The sequence below is a fragment of the Streptomyces ochraceiscleroticus genome (genome assembly GCF_000720485.1).
GTDB classification, from domain to species: domain Bacteria; phylum Actinomycetota; class Actinomycetes; order Streptomycetales; family Streptomycetaceae; genus Streptomyces; species Streptomyces ochraceiscleroticus.
The window spans coordinates 164436-185539 of record NZ_JOAX01000023.1 but is presented as its reverse complement, the minus strand read 5'-3'; the positions used below and the strand labels follow the sequence as shown (position 1 = coordinate 185539).

Here is a 21104-nt window from a genome sequence, read left to right as displayed (position 1 = left end):
GCGTTGTGCGTATCGAAGCAGTACTGCGGACGCCCCCGCAGACACGCCCGGCACTGCCCGCACACCGCACGCCAATTCAGAATGACGAAGTCGCCGGGCACCACATCCGTCACGCCCTCGCCCACCGACTCCACGACACCAGCGGCCTCATGCCCCAGCAGGAACGGGAACTCATCGTTGATCCCGCCCTGCTTGTAGTGCAGGTCCGTATGACACACACCGCACGCCTGGACCTGGACCACGGCCTCGCCGGGGCCCGGGTCCGGCACGACGATCGTCTCGACGCGCACCGGCTGGTCCTTGCCGGGTGCGATGACTCCGCGTACTTGCTGTGCCATGGGGGCGGCCCCTCTCGATGATCACGCACGGGACGGACCCATACCGTACGCGTTCCCCGCATTCCCGCCCAGAGGGCGACACCCCGGCGCCGACCGGTGAGAGCGGCCGGGGAGTTACCAGCGCGGCACGGCCGGCGCCGTCCACTCCGGGTGCGCGACGCGCATCGCCGCCGCGTCGTCCCGGTCGCGCTGGCTGCCGTCGTCGTCCAGCCAGCGCCGGTGCAGCGCGGCGAGGCGGTCGCGGTCCAGCTCGACGCCCAGTCCCGGGGTGTCGGTGACCGCGACGGCGCCGCCGTCGAAGGCGAGCCGCTCGGTGAGGACGTCCTCGGTCTGCCAGGGGTAGTGGCTGTCGCAGGCGTGGTGGAGATTGGGCACGGTGGCCGCGACGTGTGTCATCGCGGCGAGGCTGATGCCGAGGTGGGTGTTGGAGTGCATGGAGACCCCGACGCCGAACGTGCGGCAGATCGCGGCCAGTTCGCGGGTGTTGCGCAGGCCGCCCCAGTAGTGGTGGTCGGAGAGGACGACCTGGACGGCGCCGCGGGTGAACGCCTCGGCGATCTCGTCGAAGGTCGTCACGCACATGTTGGTGGCGAGCGGAATCTCCGTACGGGCCGCCACCTGGGCCATCCGGTCCGTGCCGCTCGCCGGGTCCTCGAGGTACTCCAGTACGTCCTCGAGCTCGTCGGCGACCTTCAGGGAGGTCTCCACCGACCAGGCGCCGTTGGGGTCCAGCCGGAGCGGCTGTCCGGGGAACTCCTCGGCCAGCGCGCGGACCGCGGCGATCTCCTCGGCCGGCTCATAGACCCCGCCCTTGAGCTTGAACGAGCGGAAACCGTAGGTGTCGGCGAGGCGGCGGGCCTGCGCGACCACGCCCGCCGGGTCGGTGGCCGCCGCCCAGTCGTCGGGCTCGCCGCGGCCGCCCGGGTGCTCGGCCCAGCGGTAGAAGAGGTACGCGCTGTAGTCGACGCGGTCGCGGACCTTGCCGCCGAGCAGGGCGTGCACGGGGAGTCCGGTGGCGCGGCCCCAGGCGTCCAGGCAGGCGACCTCGAAGCCGGAGAGGACGGAGAGGCGCAGCTTGTCGGCGGTCTGGACGCCGCGCAGCCCGCCGACGTCGACCGCGCCCGCCGCGGTGGCGGCCGGCGAGTCGCCGCACACCTCGGCGGCGAGTCCGGGGAGCGCGTTCAGATCCGTGACCGAGCGACCGCGCATCATCTCGGCCAGTGGCCCGGCGATGTCGAGGTACTTGGTGTCGCCGTAGGTCTCGCCGAGGCCGGTCGCACCGCCCTCGGTCACCACCTCGATGATCAGCCGCGGGGTGTAGGGCTGGTGCACGCCCTGGGTGTTGAGCAGCGGCGGGTCGGCGACCAGGATCGGGGTGAGCCGGACTTCGGCGATCGTCAGTTCCGCGCGGGTCATCGAGCGGCTCCTACCAGGTCGAGGCCGCGCTCCAGGAGCGCCGTGAGGTCGGTGAGGTCGGCGGGGGACGGGTCGGTGAGCGGGGCGCGTACGGGGCCGACGGGCAGCCCGCGCAGCCGGGCCGCCGCCTTGACCAGCGACACCGCGTATCCGGGCACCCGGTCGCGCAGCTCGACGAAGGGGATGTAGAAGCCGGTCAGCAGCTTTTCGACGGTGGTGTCGTCGTGTTCGGCGAGCGCCGTGAAGAAGGCGCCGGCGATCTCGGGCGCGAAGGCGTGCACGGCGGAGGAGTACGCGGTGATGCCCAGGCTCGCGTAGGCGCGGGCCTGCAGTTCGGCGGTGGCGGCGCCGTTGAAGAACAGGAAGCCGTCGGGCGCGGCGAGTTTGGCGCGCTGCAGCCGGTCCAGGTCGCTGTGGCCGTCCTTGAGGCCGATGACACCGGGGATCTCCGCGATCCGGCGGACGCTGTCGGCGGTGAAGGTGACGTGGTCGCGCTGGTAGGCGATCAGCGGCAGGCTCGTGCGGGCCGCGACCTCGCACACCTGGGCGACCAGGCCGTCCTGCGGGGCCCTGACGAGATAGTGCGGCATCAGCAGGGCCGCGTCGGCCCCGGCGTCCTCGGCGACCCTGGCGAACCGCGCGGCCTGCGCCCAGCCGTAGCCCACTCCGGCGACGACCGGCAGCCGCCCGTCCGCCGCCTCGACGGCGGCCCGGATCACCCGGCCGTACTCGTCCTCGTCCAGCGAGAAGAACTCGCCCGTGCCGCAGGCCGGGAAGAGCGCGCCGGGCCCGGCGGCGATCCGGCTCGCGAGGTAGTCGCGGTACGCGGGCAGGTCCAGCGCGCCGTCGCCGCCGAAGGAGGTGAGGGGGAAGGACAGCACGCCGCGAGCCATGCCCGCGCGCAGCCGTTCGATGACCGTCATGGGCCTGTCTCCATATGTAGATGGCGTCCACGGATGAGAATGGAGGCTAGAGACAGGCATATCGGCCGTCAAGAGCTCAGACAGCCCGTACGGGTACCGACAGTCACTCCGTACGGGCACCCACAGCCATTCCGTACGGGCGCGCGCAGTCGCCCCGTACGCCCCGCGACCGCCCGGCAATGCTTTGCCAACGATTTAATCTCCGCGCGTAGATACGCAGAAGCAACGCCTGCTAGATCTACCGGAGTCCCCTTTTCCGCCCCCAACTCCACAGGAGAACCACATGCGCTTCCGCGCGCGCCTGGGCGCCGTAGCCGCCGCGGCTGCCGTCGCCGCCACCACCGCCTTCGGTGTCGGCCAGGCCACCGCCGACCACTCCGTCCCGCGCTCGGACAAGGAGATACCGAACCTCACCCAGGTCCAGGACAAGATCAAGGCGTACTACGGCGACACTGTCACCGCCGACGGGGAGCACTACGCCTCGCCGAAGAGCAACTACGCCCGCCAGGTCCACGGCATCGAGGCGAAGGCGCAGCAGTACCTGGACGGCGCCGCACGGAACCACCACGGCTCGGGCAAGCCCGCCATCGTCCTCGACATGGACGACACCACCCTGCTGACCTACAACTTCGAGCTGCAGGTGGGCTTCGCCTTCAGCGACAAGGCCCAGGACGCGTACCTGAAGAGCCACGACATGGAGCCGGTCTTCGGCATGGACGCGCTGGTGAACCACGCCCGCGCCAAGGGCTACGAGGTCTTCTTCGTGACCGGCCGCAAGGAGGCCCAGCGCGACTGGAGCGTCCGCAACCTGAAGAACGTCGGCTACGACGTCCCGCTCGACCGCGGGCACGTCTACCTCAAGAACAAGGAAAACCCGCCGTCCTACCTGTCCTGCGGCACCGGCTGCTCGACCATCGAGTACAAGTCCGGCACCCGCAAGCACATCGAGTCCCAGGGGTACGACATCGTCGCCAACTTCGGTGACCAGCACTCCGACCTGCGGGGCGGCTACGCGGACCGCACCTTCAAGCTGCCGAACCCGATGTACTACCTGCCGTAACGGGCACCCCCGCACTCCGCGCACCCCGGAAGCGCTCAGCGCCGCTTCGGCAGCGGTACCCGCAACAGGTCCCGGGCCACCGTCAGTTCGCCGTCGTAACCCGTCTCCCGGGCCTCCCGCTCGAACTCGGACGGGTCGGTGTACCGCTGCGAGAAGTGCGTGAGAACCAGGTGCCGGACGCCGGCATTGCGCGCGACCATGGCCGCCTGGCCCGCCGTCAGGTGGCCGTGCTCGGCAGCCAACTGACGGTCGCCGTCCAGGAACGTGGACTCGATGACGAGCATGTCGCAACCCGCCGCGAGCTCGTGCGCGCCGGCGCACAGCCGGGTGTCCATCACGAACGCGAACGACTGGCCAGGGCGTACCTCGCTGACCTCCTCCAGGGTGACCGTCCGGCCGTCCTCGCGGACGAGGGCGCCCTCCCGGCTCAGCCGGCCCACCTCGGGGCCGGAAATGCCGTGTTCGGCCAGCCGCTCGGGCAGCATCCGCCGCCCGTCCGGCTCCTGGAGGCGGTAGCCGTAGGACTCGACGGGGTGCGAGAGACGGCGGGCGGTGAGCGTCCAGCCGGGCGTGTCGGCGATCGTGCCGCCGTCGCCGGACACCGGCTCCTGCCGCAGCTTCACGGTCTCCCGGTACGCCGTCGAATAGCGCAGCCGCTCGAAGAAGTGCGCCCCGCTCGCGGGGTAGTGGGCGGTGACGGCATGCGGCACCCGGTCGAGGTTGATCCGCTGGATCACCCCGGCCAGGCCGAGGCTGTGGTCGCCGTGGAAGTGCGTGACGCACAGCCGGTTGATGTCATGCGCGGCCACCCCGGCACGCAGCATCTGCCGCTGCGTCCCCTCACCGGGATCAAAGAGCAGCCCCTCACCGTCCCAGCGCAGCAGATAACCGTTGTGATTGCGGTGCCGGGTGGGCACCTGGCTGGCGGTACCGAGGACGACCAGTTCGCGTACGGACAAGGTGCTGATCCGTTCCCGTGACCTTCCGGCGCCTTATCCGGGGGGCCAGTTGAGGCCGCGGCCGCCGAGTACGTGGGCGTGGGCGTGGAAGACGGTCTGGCCCGCGCCGGTGCCGGTGTTGAAGACGATGCGGAAGCCGGTGCCGTCGACCTTGTCCTCCTCCGCGACCTTGCGCGCCTCGCACAGCACGTCGGCGGCGATCTGCGGCTCGGCGGTGGCCAGGGACGCGGCGTCCGGGTGGTGGACCTTGGGGATCACCAGGACGTGGGTGGGCGCCTGGGGGTTGATGTCGCGGAAGGCGACGGTCGTGTCGGTCTCTCGGACGATCGTCGCGGGCACCTCGCCCGCCACGATCTTGCAGAACAGGCAGTCGGCCTGCGGTTCTCCCGCCACCGGGTGCGCTCCTCACGGGTCGTCGGCTCGTACGAACCTGATCGTACCGATCGGGGCGCTGCGGCGGTTACTGGCGTGCCGCGCGGTCGTCGTGGGCGTCGTCGTGGGCGTCCTTGCCGTCGTGCCACTGGCCGTCGTCCTGCCACTTGCCGTCGTCACCGTGACCGTCGTCGCCGTGGTCACCGTTGTGGTCGCCGTCCGGGCAGTCGTCGTGGTTCCCCTCGTCGTGTTTCCCGTCGTCCTGCCACTTGCCGTCGTCCTGCCATTTGCCGTCGCCGTTCTGGCCGTCGCCGTTCTGCCCGTCGTCGTTCTGGCCGTCGCCCCCGCCGTTCTCGTTGTCGTTCCCACCCTCGTCGCTCCCGCCCCCGCCCTGGTCGTCGCGGCCGGGGCCAGACTCCGGGTTATCGGAGTTACCAGAGTTTCCAGGGTTGTCGGCGTTATCGGGGTTACCGGAGTCGTCAGAGTTTCCGGGGTTACCAGAATCATCGGAGTTACCGGGATTCTCAGAGTTACCGGGGTCATCAGAGTTGCCCGGGCTATCGGAGTTCGGTGTGGCGCTAGACGCCGGGGCGTTGCAGTTGCCGATGGTGTTCGTACGGAAGACCACCCGTTCCCCGACCACCGCGGTCAGCCCGCTGCCCTCCACGCACCGGCCGCGGACCTCGCGGGTCACCGGTCCCCGGATGGTAATCCGCTCACCGCTGGCGGTCTGGCCCTGGCAGTCGACCCGGGCGCGGTCACCCGCCGCGACCGGGGTGGCACCGGCCGCCCCCGTCGGCGCCGGCTGGCCGCCGTTCGGCGCGGTCGCCGTGCAGCTCAGCCACCGCACGTCGACCTTCTCCCACTCCAGTGCCCGGGTCCCCTGCTCATCCGTGGTCACCGCTATCGCCGAGGTATTGGAGTAGCCCGATGGCTCGCACGCCGCTGTTCCGGCGGCCACCGCACCCACGGCACCCGCCGCTGCCAACGCCCGTAACCAACGGCCCCGCACGCGTCCCGTCATGCCCCGCAGCGTGCCATCGCCGCCCTACGGCCCGACAGGCCCGCTCCGGCCAACTCCGCGCGGCGCTCCCCCGCCCGCCCCGATCGTCACTAGCCTGGGCCCCGAAGAACCAGGTTCCGCCACATACGGGAGCGACCCACATGGCAACGACGCGCACGGCCAAAACCCACTGGGAAGGCAACCTGATGGAGGGCAAGGGCCAGGTGGCCCTGGACTCCTCCAAGATCGGTACGTACGACGTGAGCTGGCCGGCCCGCACCGAGGAGCCCGGCGGGAAGACCAGCCCCGAAGAGCTGATCGCGGCGGCCCACTCCTCCTGCTACTCCATGGCGTTCTCGCACGGCCTGGCAGGTCAGGGCTACACCGTGGAGACGGTCGACACCCAGGCCGACGTCACGTTCCAGCCGGGCGAGGGCATCACCGGCATCGTGCTGACCGTCAAGGCCCGCGTCCCCGGCCTTTCGGAGGCGGACTTCCAGGCTGCCGCCGAGGACGCCAAGAAGAACTGCCCGGTCAGCCAGGCCCTGGCGGCCGTCAAGAACATCGCGCTCAACGCGACCCTGATCTGACGCCACGCCGGAACCGGCCGGACGCCGGAACCGGCCGAGCGCCGGGACCAGCCGGGCGCTCAGTCCCAGCGGCCGGTACGCCCCAGCAGCAGCGCGGTCGCGGCCGTACCGGCGGTGGAGGTGCGCAGCACGCTCGCCCCCAGCCGGTACGGCTTCGCGCCGGCCGCCGCGAACAGCTCCAGTTCCTCCGGCGAGACGCCGCCCTCGGGCCCGACGACGAGCACGATGCCGCCGTCGGCGGGGAGTTCGGCGCGGGCCAGCGGCTCGCTGCCCTCCTCGTGCAGCACGGCGGCGAAGGCGGCGCCGGACAGCAGCGCGGCCACGTCCTTCGTGGTGGCCGCATCCGCGACCTCCGGGAACGTCAGCCGGCGGGCCTGCTTCCCGGCCTCGCGCGCCGTATTGCGCCATTTCGTCAGCGACTTGGCGCCCCGCTCGCCCTTCCACTGCGTCACACAGCGCGACGCCTGCCACGGCACGATCGCGTCCACGCCGGTCTCGGTCATGGTCTCCACGGCCAGTTCACCGCGGTCGCCCTTGGGCAGCGCCTGTACGACGGTGATGCGCGGCCGCGGCGCCTCCTCGGTCCGTACCTCCGTCACCGCGACGTCGAGGCGGTCCTTGCCCTCGACCGCGGCGACCGTCCCGTACGCGCCGGTGCCCGCGCCGTCCGTCAGCACGATCTCCTCGCCGGCGCGCAACCGTCGTACGGACACCGCGTGCCGCCCCTCGGGGCCGTCCAGGGTGAGGGCCGCGCCCGGCGCGGCGCCGGCCAGCGAGTCGACGAGGAAGACCGGGGCGGTCACGAGGCACTCCCGAGGGGTCCGGTTCCGGCGGCGCCGGAGGGGTTCAACTGATCGCGTGCGGCGGCCAGTTCGGCCACCAGTGTCTCCATCAGCCCGCTCGCGGGGAGCTGCCGGGCCAGCCGGTGGCCCTGGCCCGCCCACAGACTCATGGCCTGCGGGTCGCCGGCCTTGGCCGCGGCCTTGCGTACCGGGGAGGTGAGGTAGTGGACGGCCGGGTAGGCGGCCGGTGCGTACGGGCCGTGCTCGCGCAGGAAACGGTTCACCAGGCCGCGGGCCGGGCGCCCGGAGAACGCCCGGGTCAGCTCCGTACGGGTGAACAGCGGGTCGGTCAGCGCCTGCTTGTGCAGCGGGTGGGCGCCGGACTCGGGACAGGCCAGGAAGGCCGTGCCGAGCTGGGCGGCGGCCGCGCCCGCGGCCAGTACGGCGGCGATCTGCGCGCCGCGCATCAGCCCGCCCGCGGCGATCACCGGCAGCCGGACGTCCTCGCGGACCTCGGCGATCAGCGTGAGCAGGCCGACGCCCGCGCCGGTGCCGTCGCTGTGCGGGTCGTCGCGGTGCGTGCCCTGGTGACCGCCCGCCTCTATGCCCTGGACGCACACGGCGTCGGCGCCCGCCTCCTGCGCGGCCCGCGCCTCCGCGGCCGTGGTGACCGTGACGACGGTGTACGTGCCGACCCTGTCGAGGGCCTGCAGGGTCTTGCGGTCGGGGCAGCCGAAGGTGAAGGAGACCACCGGCACGGGGTCCTCGCGCAGGACGGCGAGCTTGGCGTCGTACCCGTCGTCGGCGGAGCCCGCGGTGTCGCCGAGCTCGGTCTCGTACCAGGTGGCCTCGCCCGCGAGCTGTTCGCGGTAGACCTCGACGGCGGCGGCGTCGGCGAGCTCCGGCTGCGGCATGAAGAGGTTCACGCCGAAGGGGCGGTCGGTCAGCCCGCGCACCTGGGTGATCTCCTGGTACATGCCGTCGGCCGTCTTGTATCCGGCCGCGAGGAAGCCCAGGCCGCCGGCCGTGCTGACGGCGGCGGCCAGCTCGGGACTCGAGGCGCCGCCCGCCATGGGGGCCTGCACGATCGGGTGGCGGCACAGATCGGTCAGCGCGGTGGGCATGCCCACATCGTGTCACGCGTCACGGCCGCCCCCTGAATCGGGGCGACCGTGCCACGTACACATATTCCGGAGCGGTTCACCGTCCGCGAGGACGGCCCCACTCCCCTGCCTCATCGTCCGTTGAAGGCATCTTTGAGGCGCGAGAACAGTCCCTGCTGGCCCGGCTGGAACTGCCCCGTCGGGCGCTCCTCGCCGCGGAGCTTGGCGAGCCGGCGCAGCAGCTCCTCCTGCTCCGGGTCGAGCTTGCCCGGGGTCTGGACCTCGACGTGGACGACCAGGTCACCGCGGCCGCCGCCGCGCAGGTGCGTGATGCCGCAGCCGTGCAGCGGGATGGACTGGCCGGACTGGGTGCCGGGCCGGATGTCGACGTCGCGTACCCCGTCCAGCGTCTCCAGCGGGCACTTCGTGCCCAGCGCCGCCGCGGTCATCGGGATCGTGACCGTGCAGTGCAGGTCGTCGCCGCGCCGCTGGAAGACCGGGTGCGCGACCTCGTGGATCTCGACGTAGAGGTCACCGGCGGGGCCGCCGCCGGGACCGACCTCGCCCTCGCCCGCGAGCTGGATGCGGGTGCCGTTGTCGACACCGGCCGGGATCTTGACCGTGAGCGTGCGGCGGGACCGGATGCGGCCGTCGCCCGCGCACTCGGGGCACGGGGTCGGCACGACCGTGCCGAAGCCCTGGCACTGCGGGCACGGCCGCGAGGTCATGACCTGACCCAGGAAGGACCGGGTGACCTGCGAGACCTCACCGCGGCCGCGGCACATGTCACAGGTCTGCGCGGAGGTGCCGGGCGCGGCGCCCTCACCCGTACAGGTCGTGCACACGATGGCGGTGTCGACCTGGATGTCCTTGGTCGTACCGAACGCGGCCTCGTTCAGCTCCACGTCCAGCCGGATCATCGCGTCCTGGCCGCGGCGGGTGCGCGAGCGCGGCCCGCGCTGCGACGCCGTGCCGAAGAACGCGTCCATGATGTCGGAGAAGTTCCCGAAGCCCGCGCCGAAGCCGGCCCCGCCGGCGCCGCCGCCCTGGGACATCGGGTCGCCGCCGAGGTCGTAGACCTGCTTCTTCTGCGGGTCCGACAGCACCTCGTAAGCGGCGTTGATCTCCTTGAACCGCTCCTGGGTCTTGGGATCCGGGTTCACGTCCGGGTGCAGCTCGCGCGCCAGCCGCCGGAAAGCCTTCTTGATCTGGTCCTGCGAGGCGTCGCGGCTGACACCGAGGACCGCGTAATAGTCCGTGGCCACTTACGACTCCGCCAGGATCTGTCCGACGTAACGTGCCACTGCGCGTACCGCTCCCATCGTTCCGGGGTAGTCCATGCGGGTCGGTCCGACCACGCCGAGTTTGGCGACTGCCTCGTCGCCCGAACCGTAGCCGACGGCGACGACCGATGTGGAAGTGAGGCCCTCGTGAGCGTTCTCGTGCCCGATGCGCACGGTCATGCTCGAATCCTTGGCCTCTCCCAGCAGCTTGAGGAGCACGACCTGCTCCTCGAGTGCCTCCAGCACCGGCCGGATCGTCAGCGGGAAATCATGTCCGAAGCGCGTGAGATTGGCGGTACCGCCGATCATCAGCCGCTCTTCGGTCTCCTCCACCAGAGTCTCCAGCAACACCGACAGCACTGTCGAGACCGTGCCGCGGTCGTCCGCCTCGAAGGACTCGGGGAGGTCCTGCACCAGCTGGGGCACGTCGGTGAACCGGCGCCCCACCACCCGGCTGTTGAGCCGGGCCCGCAGGTCCGCCAGGGACGTTTCGCCGAACGGCGCCGGGCAGTCGATCATGCGCTGCTCGACCCGTCCGGTGTCCGTGATCAGGACGAGCATCAGCCGGGCCGGGGCCAGCGACAGCAGCTCCACGTGCCGGACGGTGGACCGGGTCAGCGAGGGGTACTGGACCACCGCGACCTGCCGGGTGAGCTGCGCGAGCAGCCGTACCGTACGGGCCACCACGTCGTCGAGGTCCACCGCGCTGTCGAGGAAGCTGTGGATCGCCCGGCGCTCGGGGCCGGAGAGCGGCTTCACGGCCGCCAGCTTGTCGACGAAGAGGCGGTAGCCCTTGTCGGTGGGGATGCGTCCGGCGCTCGTGTGAGGCTGGGCGATGAAGCCCTCCTCCTCCAGCACCGCCATGTCGTTGCGGACCGTGGCCGGCGAGACGCCGAGCCGGTGGCGTTCCGTGAGGGCCTTGGAGCCGACCGGCTCCTCGGTGCCCACGTAGTCCTGGACGATGGCACGCAGCACTTCGAGTCTGCGTTCGCTGAGCATCGCGCACACCTCCAGTCCCGCGCTCTCCCCTGGGCCTCCGCGGCCGCCTGTCCGGCCGGGGTCCGGCCGGCTGTCCCTGGCACTCGACCGGTCCGAGTGCCAAACCCTGAACCAGTGTACGGCCGGGTAGCACGGCCAGGGCAAGGCCGGGCACCGTGGCGCGCGGCCCGGCGGGCCACCGTATCGCGCCACGGCGGCTCCGTGTCCCCGGGATACGCCCAGGTCAGCCGGTCGGCCGCGCGCGATTTCGCGCTATACGGGCTAGCGTCGCGGTATGCGCACGAGTTGGGAAGAGGCAGGGTGGGAGCGGCTCGCCGACGGGGTCGCCCGGCGCCGGCTGCCCCAGTGGGACGCCACGGTCGGCGTCGTGGCCGGTACCACCGGCGTCCTCCTGGTCGACACCGGGTCCGGACTGGCGGAGGGCGCCGAGCTGCGCCGCCAGGTGCGCGGCGTACTGGGCCGTGAGGTGTCCCACATCGCCCTCACCCACCCGCACTTCGATCATGTACTGGGCACGGCGGCGTTCGCGGGTGTGACGGTCTTCGGCGCGACCGGCATGGGCGAGCTGCTGCGCCGCGAGCCGGAGGCGCTGCTCACCGACGCGGTACGGAACGGGGCCGACCCGGGGGCCGCGGCCGAGGCGGTGGACACCCTGGTGGTCCCGCAGCACGCGGTCTGCGGCGAACGCACCCTGGACCTGGGCGACCGGCACGTCCTGCTGGCGAACGTCGGTCCCGGGCACAGCGCGCACGACCTGGCGGTGTGTGTGCAGGGCAGCGCGGGCGGGCCCGAGGTGGTGTTCTGCGGCGACCTCGTCGAGGAGTCGGGCGAGCCGCAGGCCGGCCCCGACGCGCTCCCCGCCTGCTGGCCGGCCGCGCTGGACCGGCTCCTCTCCCTCGGCGGCGAGGAGGCCCGCTACGTCCCCGGCCACGGCGCCGTCGTGGATGCCCGCTTCGTCCGCACCCAGCGCGAAGAGCTGGCCCGCCGCTTCGGCGTGTCGCCCGTATAGCCCCCACGGGCGCCCCGCTCCCCGCATATCGTCTGTCGAATGCGCAGCAGACAGTACGGGCCTGACCTCACTCCCCCTTGGAAGAAGCAGAAGCCCGCCCCCGAGGTCCCCGCCGAGCCCGACCTGGTCGTCGAGGAGATCACCACCGGGTACTGCGGTGCCGTCGTCCGCTGCGAGAAGACCGCCGAGGGGCCGACCGTCACCCTGGAGGACCGCTTCGGCAAACACCGGGTCTTCCCGATGACGCCCCGCGGCTTCCTTCTCGAGGGCAAGGTCGTCACTCTCGTGCGTCCCTCCGCCACATCCGCACGCCCCCAGGGCCCGCGCCGTACCGCCTCCGGCTCGCTCGCCGTCCCCGGCGCCCGCGCCCGGGTCGCCCGCGCCGGGCGCATCTACGTGGAGGGCCGCCACGACGCGGAGCTGGTCGAACGCGTCTGGGGCGACGACCTGCGCATCGAAGGCGTCGTCGTCGAGTACCTCGAGGGCATCGACGACCTCCCGGCCATCGTCCGCTCCTTCTCCCCCGGCCCGGACGCCCGCCTCGGCGTCCTCGTCGACCACCTGGTGCCCGGCTCCAAGGAGTCCCGCATCGCGGCGTCGGTCACGGACGCGAACGTCCTGATCGTCGGCCACCCCTACATCGACGTCTGGGAGGCCGTGAAGCCCGCCTCGGTCGGCATCCCCGCCTGGCCCTCCGTCCCCCACGGCCAGGACTGGAAGACGGGCGTCTGCCGCGCCCTGCGCTGGCCGGAGAACACGGGCGCGGCGTGGCAGCGCATCCTCGGCTCGGTCCGCTCGTACAAGGACCTGGAGCCGGCGCTGCTGGGACGGGTGGAGGAGCTGATCGATTTCGTGACGGCGCCGCCCGCCTAGGGCGCGTCTTTCGGATCATCCCGGGGTCGCGACGCCTGGCACGGCACCTCGCGGCGTTGTCGCATTACCCACGTACAACCCGGTACGAGGGCAACGCTCCGCCTTACGATGCACCGCACCAGACGCCGCGACCTGATCCGGCCTGATCCAAAAGACACGCCCTAGTCGACCAGGTCGCGCACCACGGCATCCGCCAGCAGGCGGCCGCGCAGCGTCAGTACCGCCCGCCCGGCCTCGTACGGGCCGGGGTCCAGCAGGCCGTCCGCGAGCGCCTTCTCGGCCGCCGCCAGCCCGGTCGGCCGCAGCAGGTCCAGCGGACACCCCGCCGCCAGCCGCAGCTCCAGGAGGATCCGCTCCACGCGGCGGTCCTCGGCCGTCAGGACCTCGCGGCCCGCACCCGGGGAGCGGCCGTCGTTCAGGGCCTGGGCGTAGGCGCCGGGGTGCTTCGCGTTCCACCAGCGGACGCCGCCCACGTGGCTGTGCGCGCCGGGGCCCGCGCCCCACCAGTCGGCGCCGGTCCAGTACAGCTCGTTGTGGCGGCAGCGGGCCGCTTCCGTGGTGGCCCAGTTGGAGACCTCGTACCAGGTGAAGCCCGCGGCGGTGAGCGCTTCCTCGGCGATGAGGTAGCGGTCGGCGTGCTCGTCGTCGTCGGTCATCGGGACCTCGCCGCGGCGGATGCGGCGGGCGAGCTGGGTGCCCTCCTCGACGATCAGCGCGTACGCGGAGACGTGGTCGGGGCCCGCGCCGATGGCCGCGTCCAGGGAGGCGCGCCAGTCGTCGTCGGTCTCGCCGGGCGTGCCGTAGATCAGGTCGAGGTTGACGTGGTCGAAGCCGGCGGCGCGTGCCTCGGCGACGCAGGCTTCGGGGCGGCCGGGGGTGTGCGTACGGTCCAGGATCTTCAGGACGTGCTGCCGGGCGCTCTGCATGCCGAAGGAGACGCGGTTGAAGCCGCCGGAGCGCAGCTCGGAGAGGTAGCGCGGGTCGACGGACTCCGGGTTCGCCTCCGTGGTGATCTCCGCGTCCGATGTGAAGCCGAATTCGTCGCGGATGGCGGCGAGCATGCGGCTCAGGTCGGCGGCGGGGAGCAGCGTCGGCGTGCCGCCGCCCACGAAGACCGTCTCGACGCGGCGCGGGTCGTCGCCCATGACCTTGCGGGCGAGCCGGATCTCCTCGATGAGGGTGTCGGCGTAGTTCTCGCGGGAGGCGAGCGCACCGCCGGAGCCGCGCAGCTCGCTCGCGGTGTAGGTGTTGAAGTCGCAGTATCCGCAGCGGGTCGCGCAGTACGGCACGTGCAGATAGAACCCGAGCGGCCGCTCGCCCGCCCCCTCCAGGGCAGGGGCGGGCAGCGCCCCGTCCTCGGGCATGGGCTCACCGTCGGGGAGTGCAGAAGGCATGCCCCCATTGTCCGGCACGCGGGGAGTGATCCCCTCCGCCGGCCGTCGACGTGGCCGCGTCCGGCCACGGGACCGTGCCCGTAACCGCCGCCCCGCCCGGCCACGGGCCCGCCGCCCGGCCACGGTCCCGGTACCGCCTGCAGCACCAGCAGCGCCAGGTCGTCGTCCGGCGGGGTCGCGGCGAAGGCGTGCACGCGGCTCCGGAGGTGCTCGGCGACGCCGTCGGCGCCCAGCCCCGCGCACTCGGCGAGGGCCTGCGCGAGGCCGTCCTCGTCGTCGAAGAGCCGGGAGCCCGAGCGGCGCTCGGTCACGCCGTCGGTCACGCACAGCAGCGTCTCCCCGGGCGCGAGGTCGAAGGACTCGCTCTCGTACTCGGTCTCCTCCATGACGCCGAGCAGCATCTGGGGCGCGGCGACCGCCCGCACCGTGCCGTCCGTGCCGAGCACCAGCGGCAGCGGGTGCCCGGCGCTGGCCAGCGTGCAGCGGGCGCCGCCGGTGCCGTCCGCGTGCGGGACGATCTCGCCGTACAGGAGGGAGAGGAACCGGGCCTGCTCGCTCTCCTCGCGGTAGCCGGGCTGGAGCTCCGCCTCGGAGCCGGCCGCCACCACCGCGGCGGCCACCGCGGCGACGGAGTCGGCCGCCTCCCGCGCGACCGTACGGTTCAGCCGGTCCAGTACGTCACCGACGCCGTACCCCTCGCGGGCCAGCAGCCGCAGTACCGGGCGGGCCAGCCCCGTGACGGCCGCCGCCTCCGGGCCGCTGCCGCAGACGTCGCCGAGCATGAAGCACCAGCGGCCCTCGCCCGCCTGGAAGAGGTCCCAGAAGTCGCCGCCCGCCCAGGCGCCCTCGCGCGGCTCGTACACCACGGCCGAGGCCACGCCCGGCACGTCCGGGCGGCGGCCGGGCAGCAGCCGGCGCTGCAGTACCCGGCTGATGCGCTCCTGGCGGCTGTAGGCGTCCGCGGAGGCGATGGCCCGGGCCACCCGCCCCGCCAGGTCCTCGATGAGCGAGACGACCTCGTCGGGGAAGCGGAGCAGTCCCGCCCGGCCTATCAGCAGCGTGCCGTGCCGGCGCACGCCGGAGATCAGCGGGCAGGCCAGGGCCGCGCCGCCGGGCCCGAACCCGCTGGGCTCGCCGGGCCACGGCCAGGGGCCCGCGCCGGCGGGGTGGCCGTCGCCGCGCCCGGTCAGTACCGGCGGGTCCTTCTCCAGCAGCTCGCGCAGCCCGTCGATGCGGCTCTCCGTGGCGTGCCAGACGCGGGCCAGCCGGGGCGCGCCGGATTCCCCGCCGTTCTCCAGCCACACCGCGCACCAGTCCGCCATCCGCGGCACGATGAGCTGCGCGACCAGCGCGGCCACCTGATCCGCGTCGAGCTGCCCGCTGAGCAGGTCGGACGCCTCGGCGAGGAACGACAGCGCGCCGTGGTGGAGCCGCTCGACCTCGCAGCGGCGCAGCGCTGCCCGCTGCGGCCCGGGCGGCATCAGCTCGGTGGCCGGCGGCCCGCCCGGCGCCCTGCGGTCCGCGTGGAAGATCTCCATCGGCGGGCCGTACACCGCCTCCGGCGCGTCCGCCGTCACCCGGAACCACACGGTCTTCAGGGTGCGCCGGTAGGTGATGCCCCAGGCGTCGGCGATCGCGCCGACGAGCTGCAGGCCGCGGCCCGCGCCCTCGGCCGTCACGGCGTCGTGGCGGCCGCGCACCGGGCGGGCGGGGTGGTGGTCGGAGACCTCCACGGTCACGGCGGTGTGCGGGCCGTCCTCGTCCAGCCGGCACAGCAGCTCGACGGCGGTGCCGGCGTGCACGACGGCGTTGGTGACCAGCTCGCTGACGAGCAGTTCGGCCTCGTCGGTGAGGCGCGCGGTGAGGTACTCGGCGCCGGGCAGCCCGCGGGTGACCCAGTCGGCGAGCGTCGTGCGGACGAACTGCCGGGCGGCGGTGGCGGCGATGGGCGAGCCGGGCAGTCCGACGGCGCGGAAACCTTCGGTTCCGTATGCACCGTCGGCGGGTTGTGCTCCCTCGGCCGGGCGGCCGTCGGCGGGCGGACCGCTGTCCTGTGCGGGGACGGCGTCGGGCCGGGCCGTGGTCGGCCTGCGCACCACGTCGGTTTCCGACGGAGTTGTCGTCCTCATTGAGCACTCCCGAGCAGTTCTGCCATCGCGCCGAATGCGCCATCGCCAGAGTGACAGACTGAGCCCACCCATTCGCGCCGAGTTACTGAAGTGGGTCACTATGTCGGTGGATTCCGCAGTGCCCCGTGATATGCGGGAGACGGGGACCGACTGGGTGCGGGCGGCTGATCTCAAGCCGCTGCTCACCGCACTCGCGTCGATGTCCTCCGGCGACTTCCGCACACGGCTCCCCGTGGCGTACGACGGCGTCCTCGCCGATCTGCACCGGGCCTTCAACGACATCGTCGTGCGCACGCGACACCACTCCGACGAGCTGGTGCGGCTGCGCTCCGAGCTGATCCGGCAGGGCCGGCTGGACGAGCGGATGACGGCCAGCCCCGGTCAGGGGACCTGGGCCTCCTCGGTGCTCGCGGCCAACGACATCATCGAGGCGCTGGTGGTCCCGGCGGCCCAGGCGACGCAGGTGCTGAACGCGGTGGCGGGCGGCGATCTGACCCAGCGCGTGGAGCTGCACGACGGGCACCGCAGGCTGCGCGGCGACCGCTGCGGGCTGGGCCGCGCGGTGAACTCCATGGTCGACCAGCTCTCGCTGTTCACCGGTGAGGTCACCCGGGTGGCCCGCGAGTCGGGCAATGAGGGACGGCTGGGCGGCCGGGCCAAGGTGGCGGGGCTGTCCGGGAGTTGGCGGGATGTGACGGAGGCGGTCAATACGATGGCCGCCCGGCTGACCGCGCAGGTGCGGGACATCGCGGCGGTGACGACGGCGGTGGCGCGCGGCGACCTGACGCGTCAGGTGACGGTCGAGGCCACCGGCGAGCTGCTGGAGCTGAAGCTGACGGTCAACACGATGGTCGACCAGCTCTCGGCGTTCGCCGACGAGGTGACCCGGGTCGCCCGCGAGGTCGGTACGGAGGGGCGGCTCGGCGGCCGGGCGCAGGTGCCGGGCGTCTCGGGGGTGTGGAAGGACCTCACCGACAACGTCAACTTCATGGCCTCCAACCTCACCTCACAGGTACGCAACATCGCCCAGGTCACCACCGCGGTGGCCAACGGCGACCTCAGCCAGAAGATCACGGTCGACGCGCGCGGCGAGATCCTGGAGCTGAAGGAGACCGTGAACACGATGGTCGATCAGCTCTCCGCGTTCGCCGACGAGGTGACCCGGGTCGCCCGCGAGGTCGGTACGGACGGGCGGCTGGGCGGCCGGGCGCAGGTGCGCGGCGTGTCGGGGATGTGGAAGGACCTCACCGACAGCGTCAACTTCATGGCGGACAACCTCACCACGCAGGTGCGCAACATCGCCCTCGTGGCGACCGCGGTGAAGGAGGGCGACCTCGGCAGGAAGATCACGGTCGAGGCCAAGGGCGAGGTCCTGGAGCTGAAGACGACGATCAACACGATGGTCGATCAGCTCTCCGCGTTCGCCGACGAGGTCACCCGGGTCGCCCGCGAGGTCGGTACGGAGGGCAACCTCGGCGGCCAGGCCCAGGTCCGCGGCGTCTCCGGGGTTTGGAAGGACCTCACCGACAACGTCAACTTCATGGCCTCCAATCTCACCTCACAGGTACGCAACATCGCCCAGGTCACCACCGCGGTCGCCGACGGCGACCTGTCGAAGAAGATCTCGGTGAACGCGCAGGGCGAGATCCTGGAGGTCAAGGAGACCGTCAACGGCATGGTCGACCAGTTGCGGGCGTTCGCCGACGAGGTGACCCGGGTCGCCCGTGAGGTCGGTACGGAGGGCGACCTCGGCGGCCGGGCGCAGGTGCGCGGCGCGTCGGGCGTCTGGAAGGACCTCACCGACAACGTCAACTTCATGGCGTCGAACCTCACGACGCAGGTGCGCAACATCGCCCTCGTCGCGACCGCCGTCGCCCAGGGCGACCTGTCGAAGAAGATCGACGTGGACGCGCGCGGCGAGATCCTGGAGCTGAAGACCACCCTCAACACCATGGTGGACACGCTGTCCTCGTTCGCCTCCGAGGTGACCCGGGTGGCCCGCGAGGTCGGCAGCGAGGGCCAGCTCGGCGGCCAGGCCCGCGTCGAGGGCGTCTACGGCACCTGGAAGTCCCTGACGACCAGCGTGAACGAGCTCGCGTCGAACCTCACCACGCAGGTCCGGGCGATCGCCGAGGTGACCAGCGCGGTGGCCTCCGGCGACATGACGCGCAACGTCACGGTCGAGGCCCGCGGCGAGGTCGACGAGCTGAAGAACAACATCAACATGATGGTCTCCAACCTCCGCGAGACCACCCGCGCCAAGGACTGGCTGGACGCCAACCTCGCCCGGCTGGCGGGCCTGATGCAGGGCCACCGCGATCTGGTCGAGGTCGCCGACCTGATCCTGCGCGAGCTGACGCCGCTGGTGAACGCGCAGTACGGCGCGTTCTTCCTGGCCAGCGCCGAGACCGACGAGCTGCGCCTGGACTTCATCGCGGGGTACGGCTCCGCGCACGACGCCAGCATCGCCACCCCCGGCTCGCACGGCCACGGCCTGGTCCGCCAGTCGGCCATCGAGAAGAAGCGCATCCTCGTGGAGGAGGTGCCGCCCGACTACATCAAGGTCGACTCCGGGCTCGGCGAGGCGGCCCCGAACACCGTCGTGATCATCCCCGTGCTCTTCGAGGACCGGATCCTCGGCGTGATCGAGCTGGCGTCCTTCTCCCGCTTCTCCGATGTCCACCTCGCCTTCTTCGACCAGTTCGTGAACACCATCGGCGTCGCCATCAACACCATCGTCGCCAACTCCCGCACGGAATCGCTGCTGAGCGAGTCCCAGCGGCTGGCCGGCCAGCTCCAGGAGCGCACGGGCGAGCTGCAGCGCCGCCAGGCCGAGCTGCAGCGCTCCAACGCCGCGCTCGAGGAGAAGGCCGCGCTGCTGGCCAGCTCCTCGCGGTACAAGACGGAGTTCCTGGCGAACATGTCGCACGAGCTGCGCAATCCGCTGAACTCCCTGCTGATCCTCGCCCAGATGCTCATCGACAACGAGCACGGCCACCTCAGCCGGCACGAGGTGGAGAGCGCGGCGATGATCCACCGCTCCGGCTCCGAACTGCTCCAGCTCATCAACGACATCCTCGACCTCTCCAAGATCGAGGCCGGCCGGATGGACGTCTTTCCGGCCCGGCTACCGCTGATCAAGCTGCTCAACTACGTCCACGACACCTTCCGCCCGCTGACCCTGGACCGCGGCCTGGCCTTCGAGGTCTCGGTGACCGACGCGGTGCCCAGGGAGCTGTACAGCGACGAGAAGCGGATCAAGCAGGTGCTGCGGAATCTGCTCTCCAACGCCCTGAAGTTCACCTCCAAGGGCAAGATCGACCTGCGGGTGGACCGGGGGGACGAGGAGACCGTCACCTTCACCGTCACCGACACCGGCATCGGCATCGCGGCCGAGAAACTGCCGGTCATCTTCGAGGCGTTCCAGCAGGCGGACGGCACGACCAACCGGAAGTACGGCGGTACGGGCCTCGGCCTGTCCATCAGCCGGGAGATCGCGGGCCTGCTCGGCGGCGAGCTCACGGCACAGAGCGAGCCCGGCGCCGGCTCCACCTTCGCCTTCCGTATCCCCGTCAAGTGCCACGGCACGACGGAGCCCGCCGAGCAGGCACCCGACGACGACGGCGCGGACACCGACGAGGACGAGGCCGCCACCGCTCCGGAGCTCACCCGGCCGAATGTCCCCGCGCCCGCCTCCCCGGAGGAGACCGCCTGGCCCGCCGTGTCCAATGTGGAGCAGTGGGCCAAGGGCGCCACCGGCGAGCTGCTCTCGGGCGCCCAGGCCCTGGTCGTCGACGACGACATCCGCAACGCCTTCGCACTGACGAACGTCCTCAGCCGGGTCGGCATGCGGGTGATCTATGCCGAGCACGGCCGGGAGGCCATCGAGATGCTCGGCAAGAATCCCGGCATCGACTTCGTCCTGATGGACATCATGATGCCGGAGATGGACGGGTACGAAACGATCCGCACGATCCGCCGTACCCCCCGGTACGCCGATCTGCCGGTCGTCGTCCTGACGGCCAAGGCCATGCCGGGCGACCGTGAGAAATCCCTGGAGACCGGTGCCAACGACTATCTTCCCAAACCACTGGACGTGGACCGGCTGCTGAACGTCGCCGTCGATCTGCTCTCCAAGTACCGCGCCCCCGCCTCCGCCCCTGACGGCGGCGCCCCGACCAGCCATGGACACGCAGACGAAGCAGAGCACGACGAGACCGGCCGGGCCGGCAATTCGTAGGGGCACACGAGTTCAGAGGCCACTCATGACCCACGTCACCAGCACCGACCGCGACGACCGGGCAGGAATCCTCCTCGTCGACGACATGGAGGAAAATCTCGCCGCGCTGGAAGCCGTCCTGCGCTCACTCGGTGAACCGCTCGTCCGCGCGCGGTCGGGTGAGGAAGCGATGAAGGCGCTGCTCCGCCAGGATTTCGCGGTGGTCCTGCTGGACATCTTGATGCCCGGCATGGACGGCTTCGAGACCGCGAGCAACATCAAGCGGCTCGACCAGGCGAAACACATCCCGATCATCTTCCTGACCGGCACGGACGCCGACTCCGGCTACGCCTTCCGCGGCTACTCCACGGGCGCCGCGGACTATCTCACCAAACCCTTCGACCCCTGGGTGCTGCGCGCCAAGGTCAAGGTCTTCCTGGAACTGCACCAGAAGAACCGGCAGTTGCGCCGGCTGCGGCAGCAGGACCGGAACCGCCTCGACGAGCTGGCGGACCGCATCGCCCTCATGGAGCAGGCCCTGGCCACCGGCGACCACGTCGAGGCAGGCGAACTGCGCGCCAGAATGGCCGCGCTGGAGGAGACGGTACGGGCGCTGCGCCACGGCCGGGCCTGACGCCCGCCGTGGCCGGGT

General features: G+C 71.8%; 17 protein-coding genes and 1 pseudogene. 6 read left to right on the top strand and 12 right to left on the bottom strand.

What is annotated here, in order from left to right; translation table 11 throughout:
• The 3 genes from IG84_RS0126770 to IG84_RS0126760 form a co-directional block, all read right to left on the bottom strand.
• Window positions 1–338, bottom strand: a 338-nt coding sequence (locus IG84_RS0126770) for an alcohol dehydrogenase catalytic domain-containing protein (RefSeq protein WP_157848947.1), incomplete at its 3' end; no start/stop codon positions are given.
• Between the two features lie 114 nt (window positions 339–452).
• Entirely contained in the window at window positions 453–1754 is a 1302-nt protein-coding gene (locus IG84_RS0126765) for a glucarate dehydratase family protein (RefSeq protein ID WP_031062345.1), read from the bottom strand.
• On the bottom strand, window positions 1751–2677 hold the full coding sequence (locus tag IG84_RS0126760) for a 5-dehydro-4-deoxyglucarate dehydratase (RefSeq protein WP_031062343.1): 927 nt from the start codon (window positions 2675–2677) through the stop codon (window positions 1751–1753). Before IG84_RS0126760 ends, IG84_RS0126765 begins: the two co-directional genes overlap by 4 nt.
• Window positions 2678–2960: 283 nt before the next feature.
• Here IG84_RS0126760 and IG84_RS0126755 point away from each other — a divergent pair, with 283 nt between their 5' ends.
• Complete coding sequence (locus IG84_RS0126755) at window positions 2961–3737, top strand: HAD family acid phosphatase (protein ID WP_031062341.1); 777 nt, start codon at window positions 2961–2963, stop codon at window positions 3735–3737.
• Between the two features lie 35 nt (window positions 3738–3772).
• Here IG84_RS0126755 and IG84_RS0126750 read toward each other — a convergent pair whose 3' ends face one another.
• From IG84_RS0126750 to IG84_RS41880, 3 genes are all read right to left on the bottom strand, one after another.
• Window positions 3773–4696, bottom strand: a complete 924-nt coding sequence (locus IG84_RS0126750; protein WP_031062340.1) for a ribonuclease Z — start codon at window positions 4694–4696, stop codon at window positions 3773–3775.
• 33 nt (window positions 4697–4729) lie between these two features.
• Entirely contained in the window at window positions 4730–5089 is a 360-nt protein-coding gene (locus tag IG84_RS0126745) for a histidine triad nucleotide-binding protein (RefSeq protein WP_031062338.1), read from the bottom strand.
• A gap of 67 nt (window positions 5090–5156) precedes the next feature.
• The gene (locus tag IG84_RS41880; RefSeq protein ID WP_211266527.1) at window positions 5157–6092 is read right to left on the bottom strand and encodes a hypothetical protein; all 936 of its coding nucleotides are present in this window, start codon (window positions 6090–6092) and stop codon (window positions 5157–5159) included.
• A 140-nt stretch (window positions 6093–6232) separates the two neighbouring features.
• Here IG84_RS41880 and IG84_RS0126735 point away from each other — a divergent pair, with 140 nt between their 5' ends.
• The gene (locus IG84_RS0126735) at window positions 6233–6661 is read left to right on the top strand and encodes an OsmC family protein (RefSeq protein WP_031062334.1); all 429 of its coding nucleotides are present in this window, start codon (window positions 6233–6235) and stop codon (window positions 6659–6661) included.
• Between the two features lie 59 nt (window positions 6662–6720).
• Here IG84_RS0126735 and IG84_RS0126730 read toward each other — a convergent pair whose 3' ends face one another.
• From IG84_RS0126730 to hrcA, 4 genes are all read right to left on the bottom strand, one after another.
• Window positions 6721–7464: a 16S rRNA (uracil(1498)-N(3))-methyltransferase gene (locus IG84_RS0126730; RefSeq protein ID WP_031062332.1), complete on the bottom strand. Its 744-nt coding sequence runs from the start codon at window positions 7462–7464 to the stop codon at window positions 6721–6723.
• Window positions 7461–8567, bottom strand: a complete 1107-nt coding sequence (locus IG84_RS0126725) for a nitronate monooxygenase (protein ID WP_031062330.1) — start codon at window positions 8565–8567, stop codon at window positions 7461–7463. The genes IG84_RS0126730 and IG84_RS0126725 overlap by 4 nt, the downstream gene beginning before the upstream one ends.
• Window positions 8568–8677: 110 nt before the next feature.
• Window positions 8678–9811: a molecular chaperone DnaJ gene (gene dnaJ, locus IG84_RS0126720; protein ID WP_031062328.1), complete on the bottom strand. Its 1134-nt coding sequence runs from the start codon at window positions 9809–9811 to the stop codon at window positions 8678–8680.
• Window positions 9812–10828, bottom strand: a complete 1017-nt coding sequence (hrcA, locus tag IG84_RS0126715) for a heat-inducible transcriptional repressor HrcA (protein ID WP_031062326.1) — start codon at window positions 10826–10828, stop codon at window positions 9812–9814.
• 274 nt (window positions 10829–11102) lie between these two features.
• On the opposite strand from hrcA, the gene IG84_RS0126710 reads away from it, so the two are divergent.
• Window positions 11103–11837, top strand: coding sequence for an MBL fold metallo-hydrolase (locus IG84_RS0126710; protein ID WP_031062324.1), 735 nt, complete (start codon window positions 11103–11105; stop codon window positions 11835–11837).
• Between the two features lie 39 nt (window positions 11838–11876).
• Window positions 11877–12710 carry a DUF3097 domain-containing protein gene (locus tag IG84_RS0126705; protein WP_031062322.1) on the top strand — a complete coding sequence of 278 codons (834 nt, stop codon included), beginning with the start codon at window positions 11877–11879 and terminating at the stop codon, window positions 12708–12710.
• A gap of 161 nt (window positions 12711–12871) precedes the next feature.
• Here the strand turns inward: IG84_RS0126705 and hemW are convergent, their stop codons facing one another.
• Both hemW and IG84_RS0126695 read right to left on the bottom strand, forming a co-directional pair.
• The gene (hemW, locus tag IG84_RS0126700; protein WP_031062319.1) at window positions 12872–14104 is read right to left on the bottom strand and encodes a radical SAM family heme chaperone HemW; all 1233 of its coding nucleotides are present in this window, start codon (window positions 14102–14104) and stop codon (window positions 12872–12874) included.
• Window positions 14105–14238: 134 nt separating this feature from the next.
• Window positions 14239–16233: pseudogene (locus IG84_RS0126695) on the bottom strand (SpoIIE family protein phosphatase); the annotation flags it as partial.
• 130 nt (window positions 16234–16363) lie between these two features.
• Here IG84_RS0126695 and IG84_RS0126690 point away from each other — a divergent pair.
• Complete coding sequence (locus IG84_RS0126690) at window positions 16364–20473, top strand: HAMP domain-containing protein (RefSeq protein WP_051862460.1); 4110 nt, start codon at window positions 16364–16366, stop codon at window positions 20471–20473.
• Between the two features lie 25 nt (window positions 20474–20498).
• Window positions 20499–21086 carry a response regulator gene (locus tag IG84_RS0126685; protein WP_031062314.1) on the top strand — a complete coding sequence of 196 codons (588 nt, stop codon included), beginning with the start codon at window positions 20499–20501 and terminating at the stop codon, window positions 21084–21086.
• The last annotated feature ends 18 nt before the right edge of the window (window positions 21087–21104 follow it).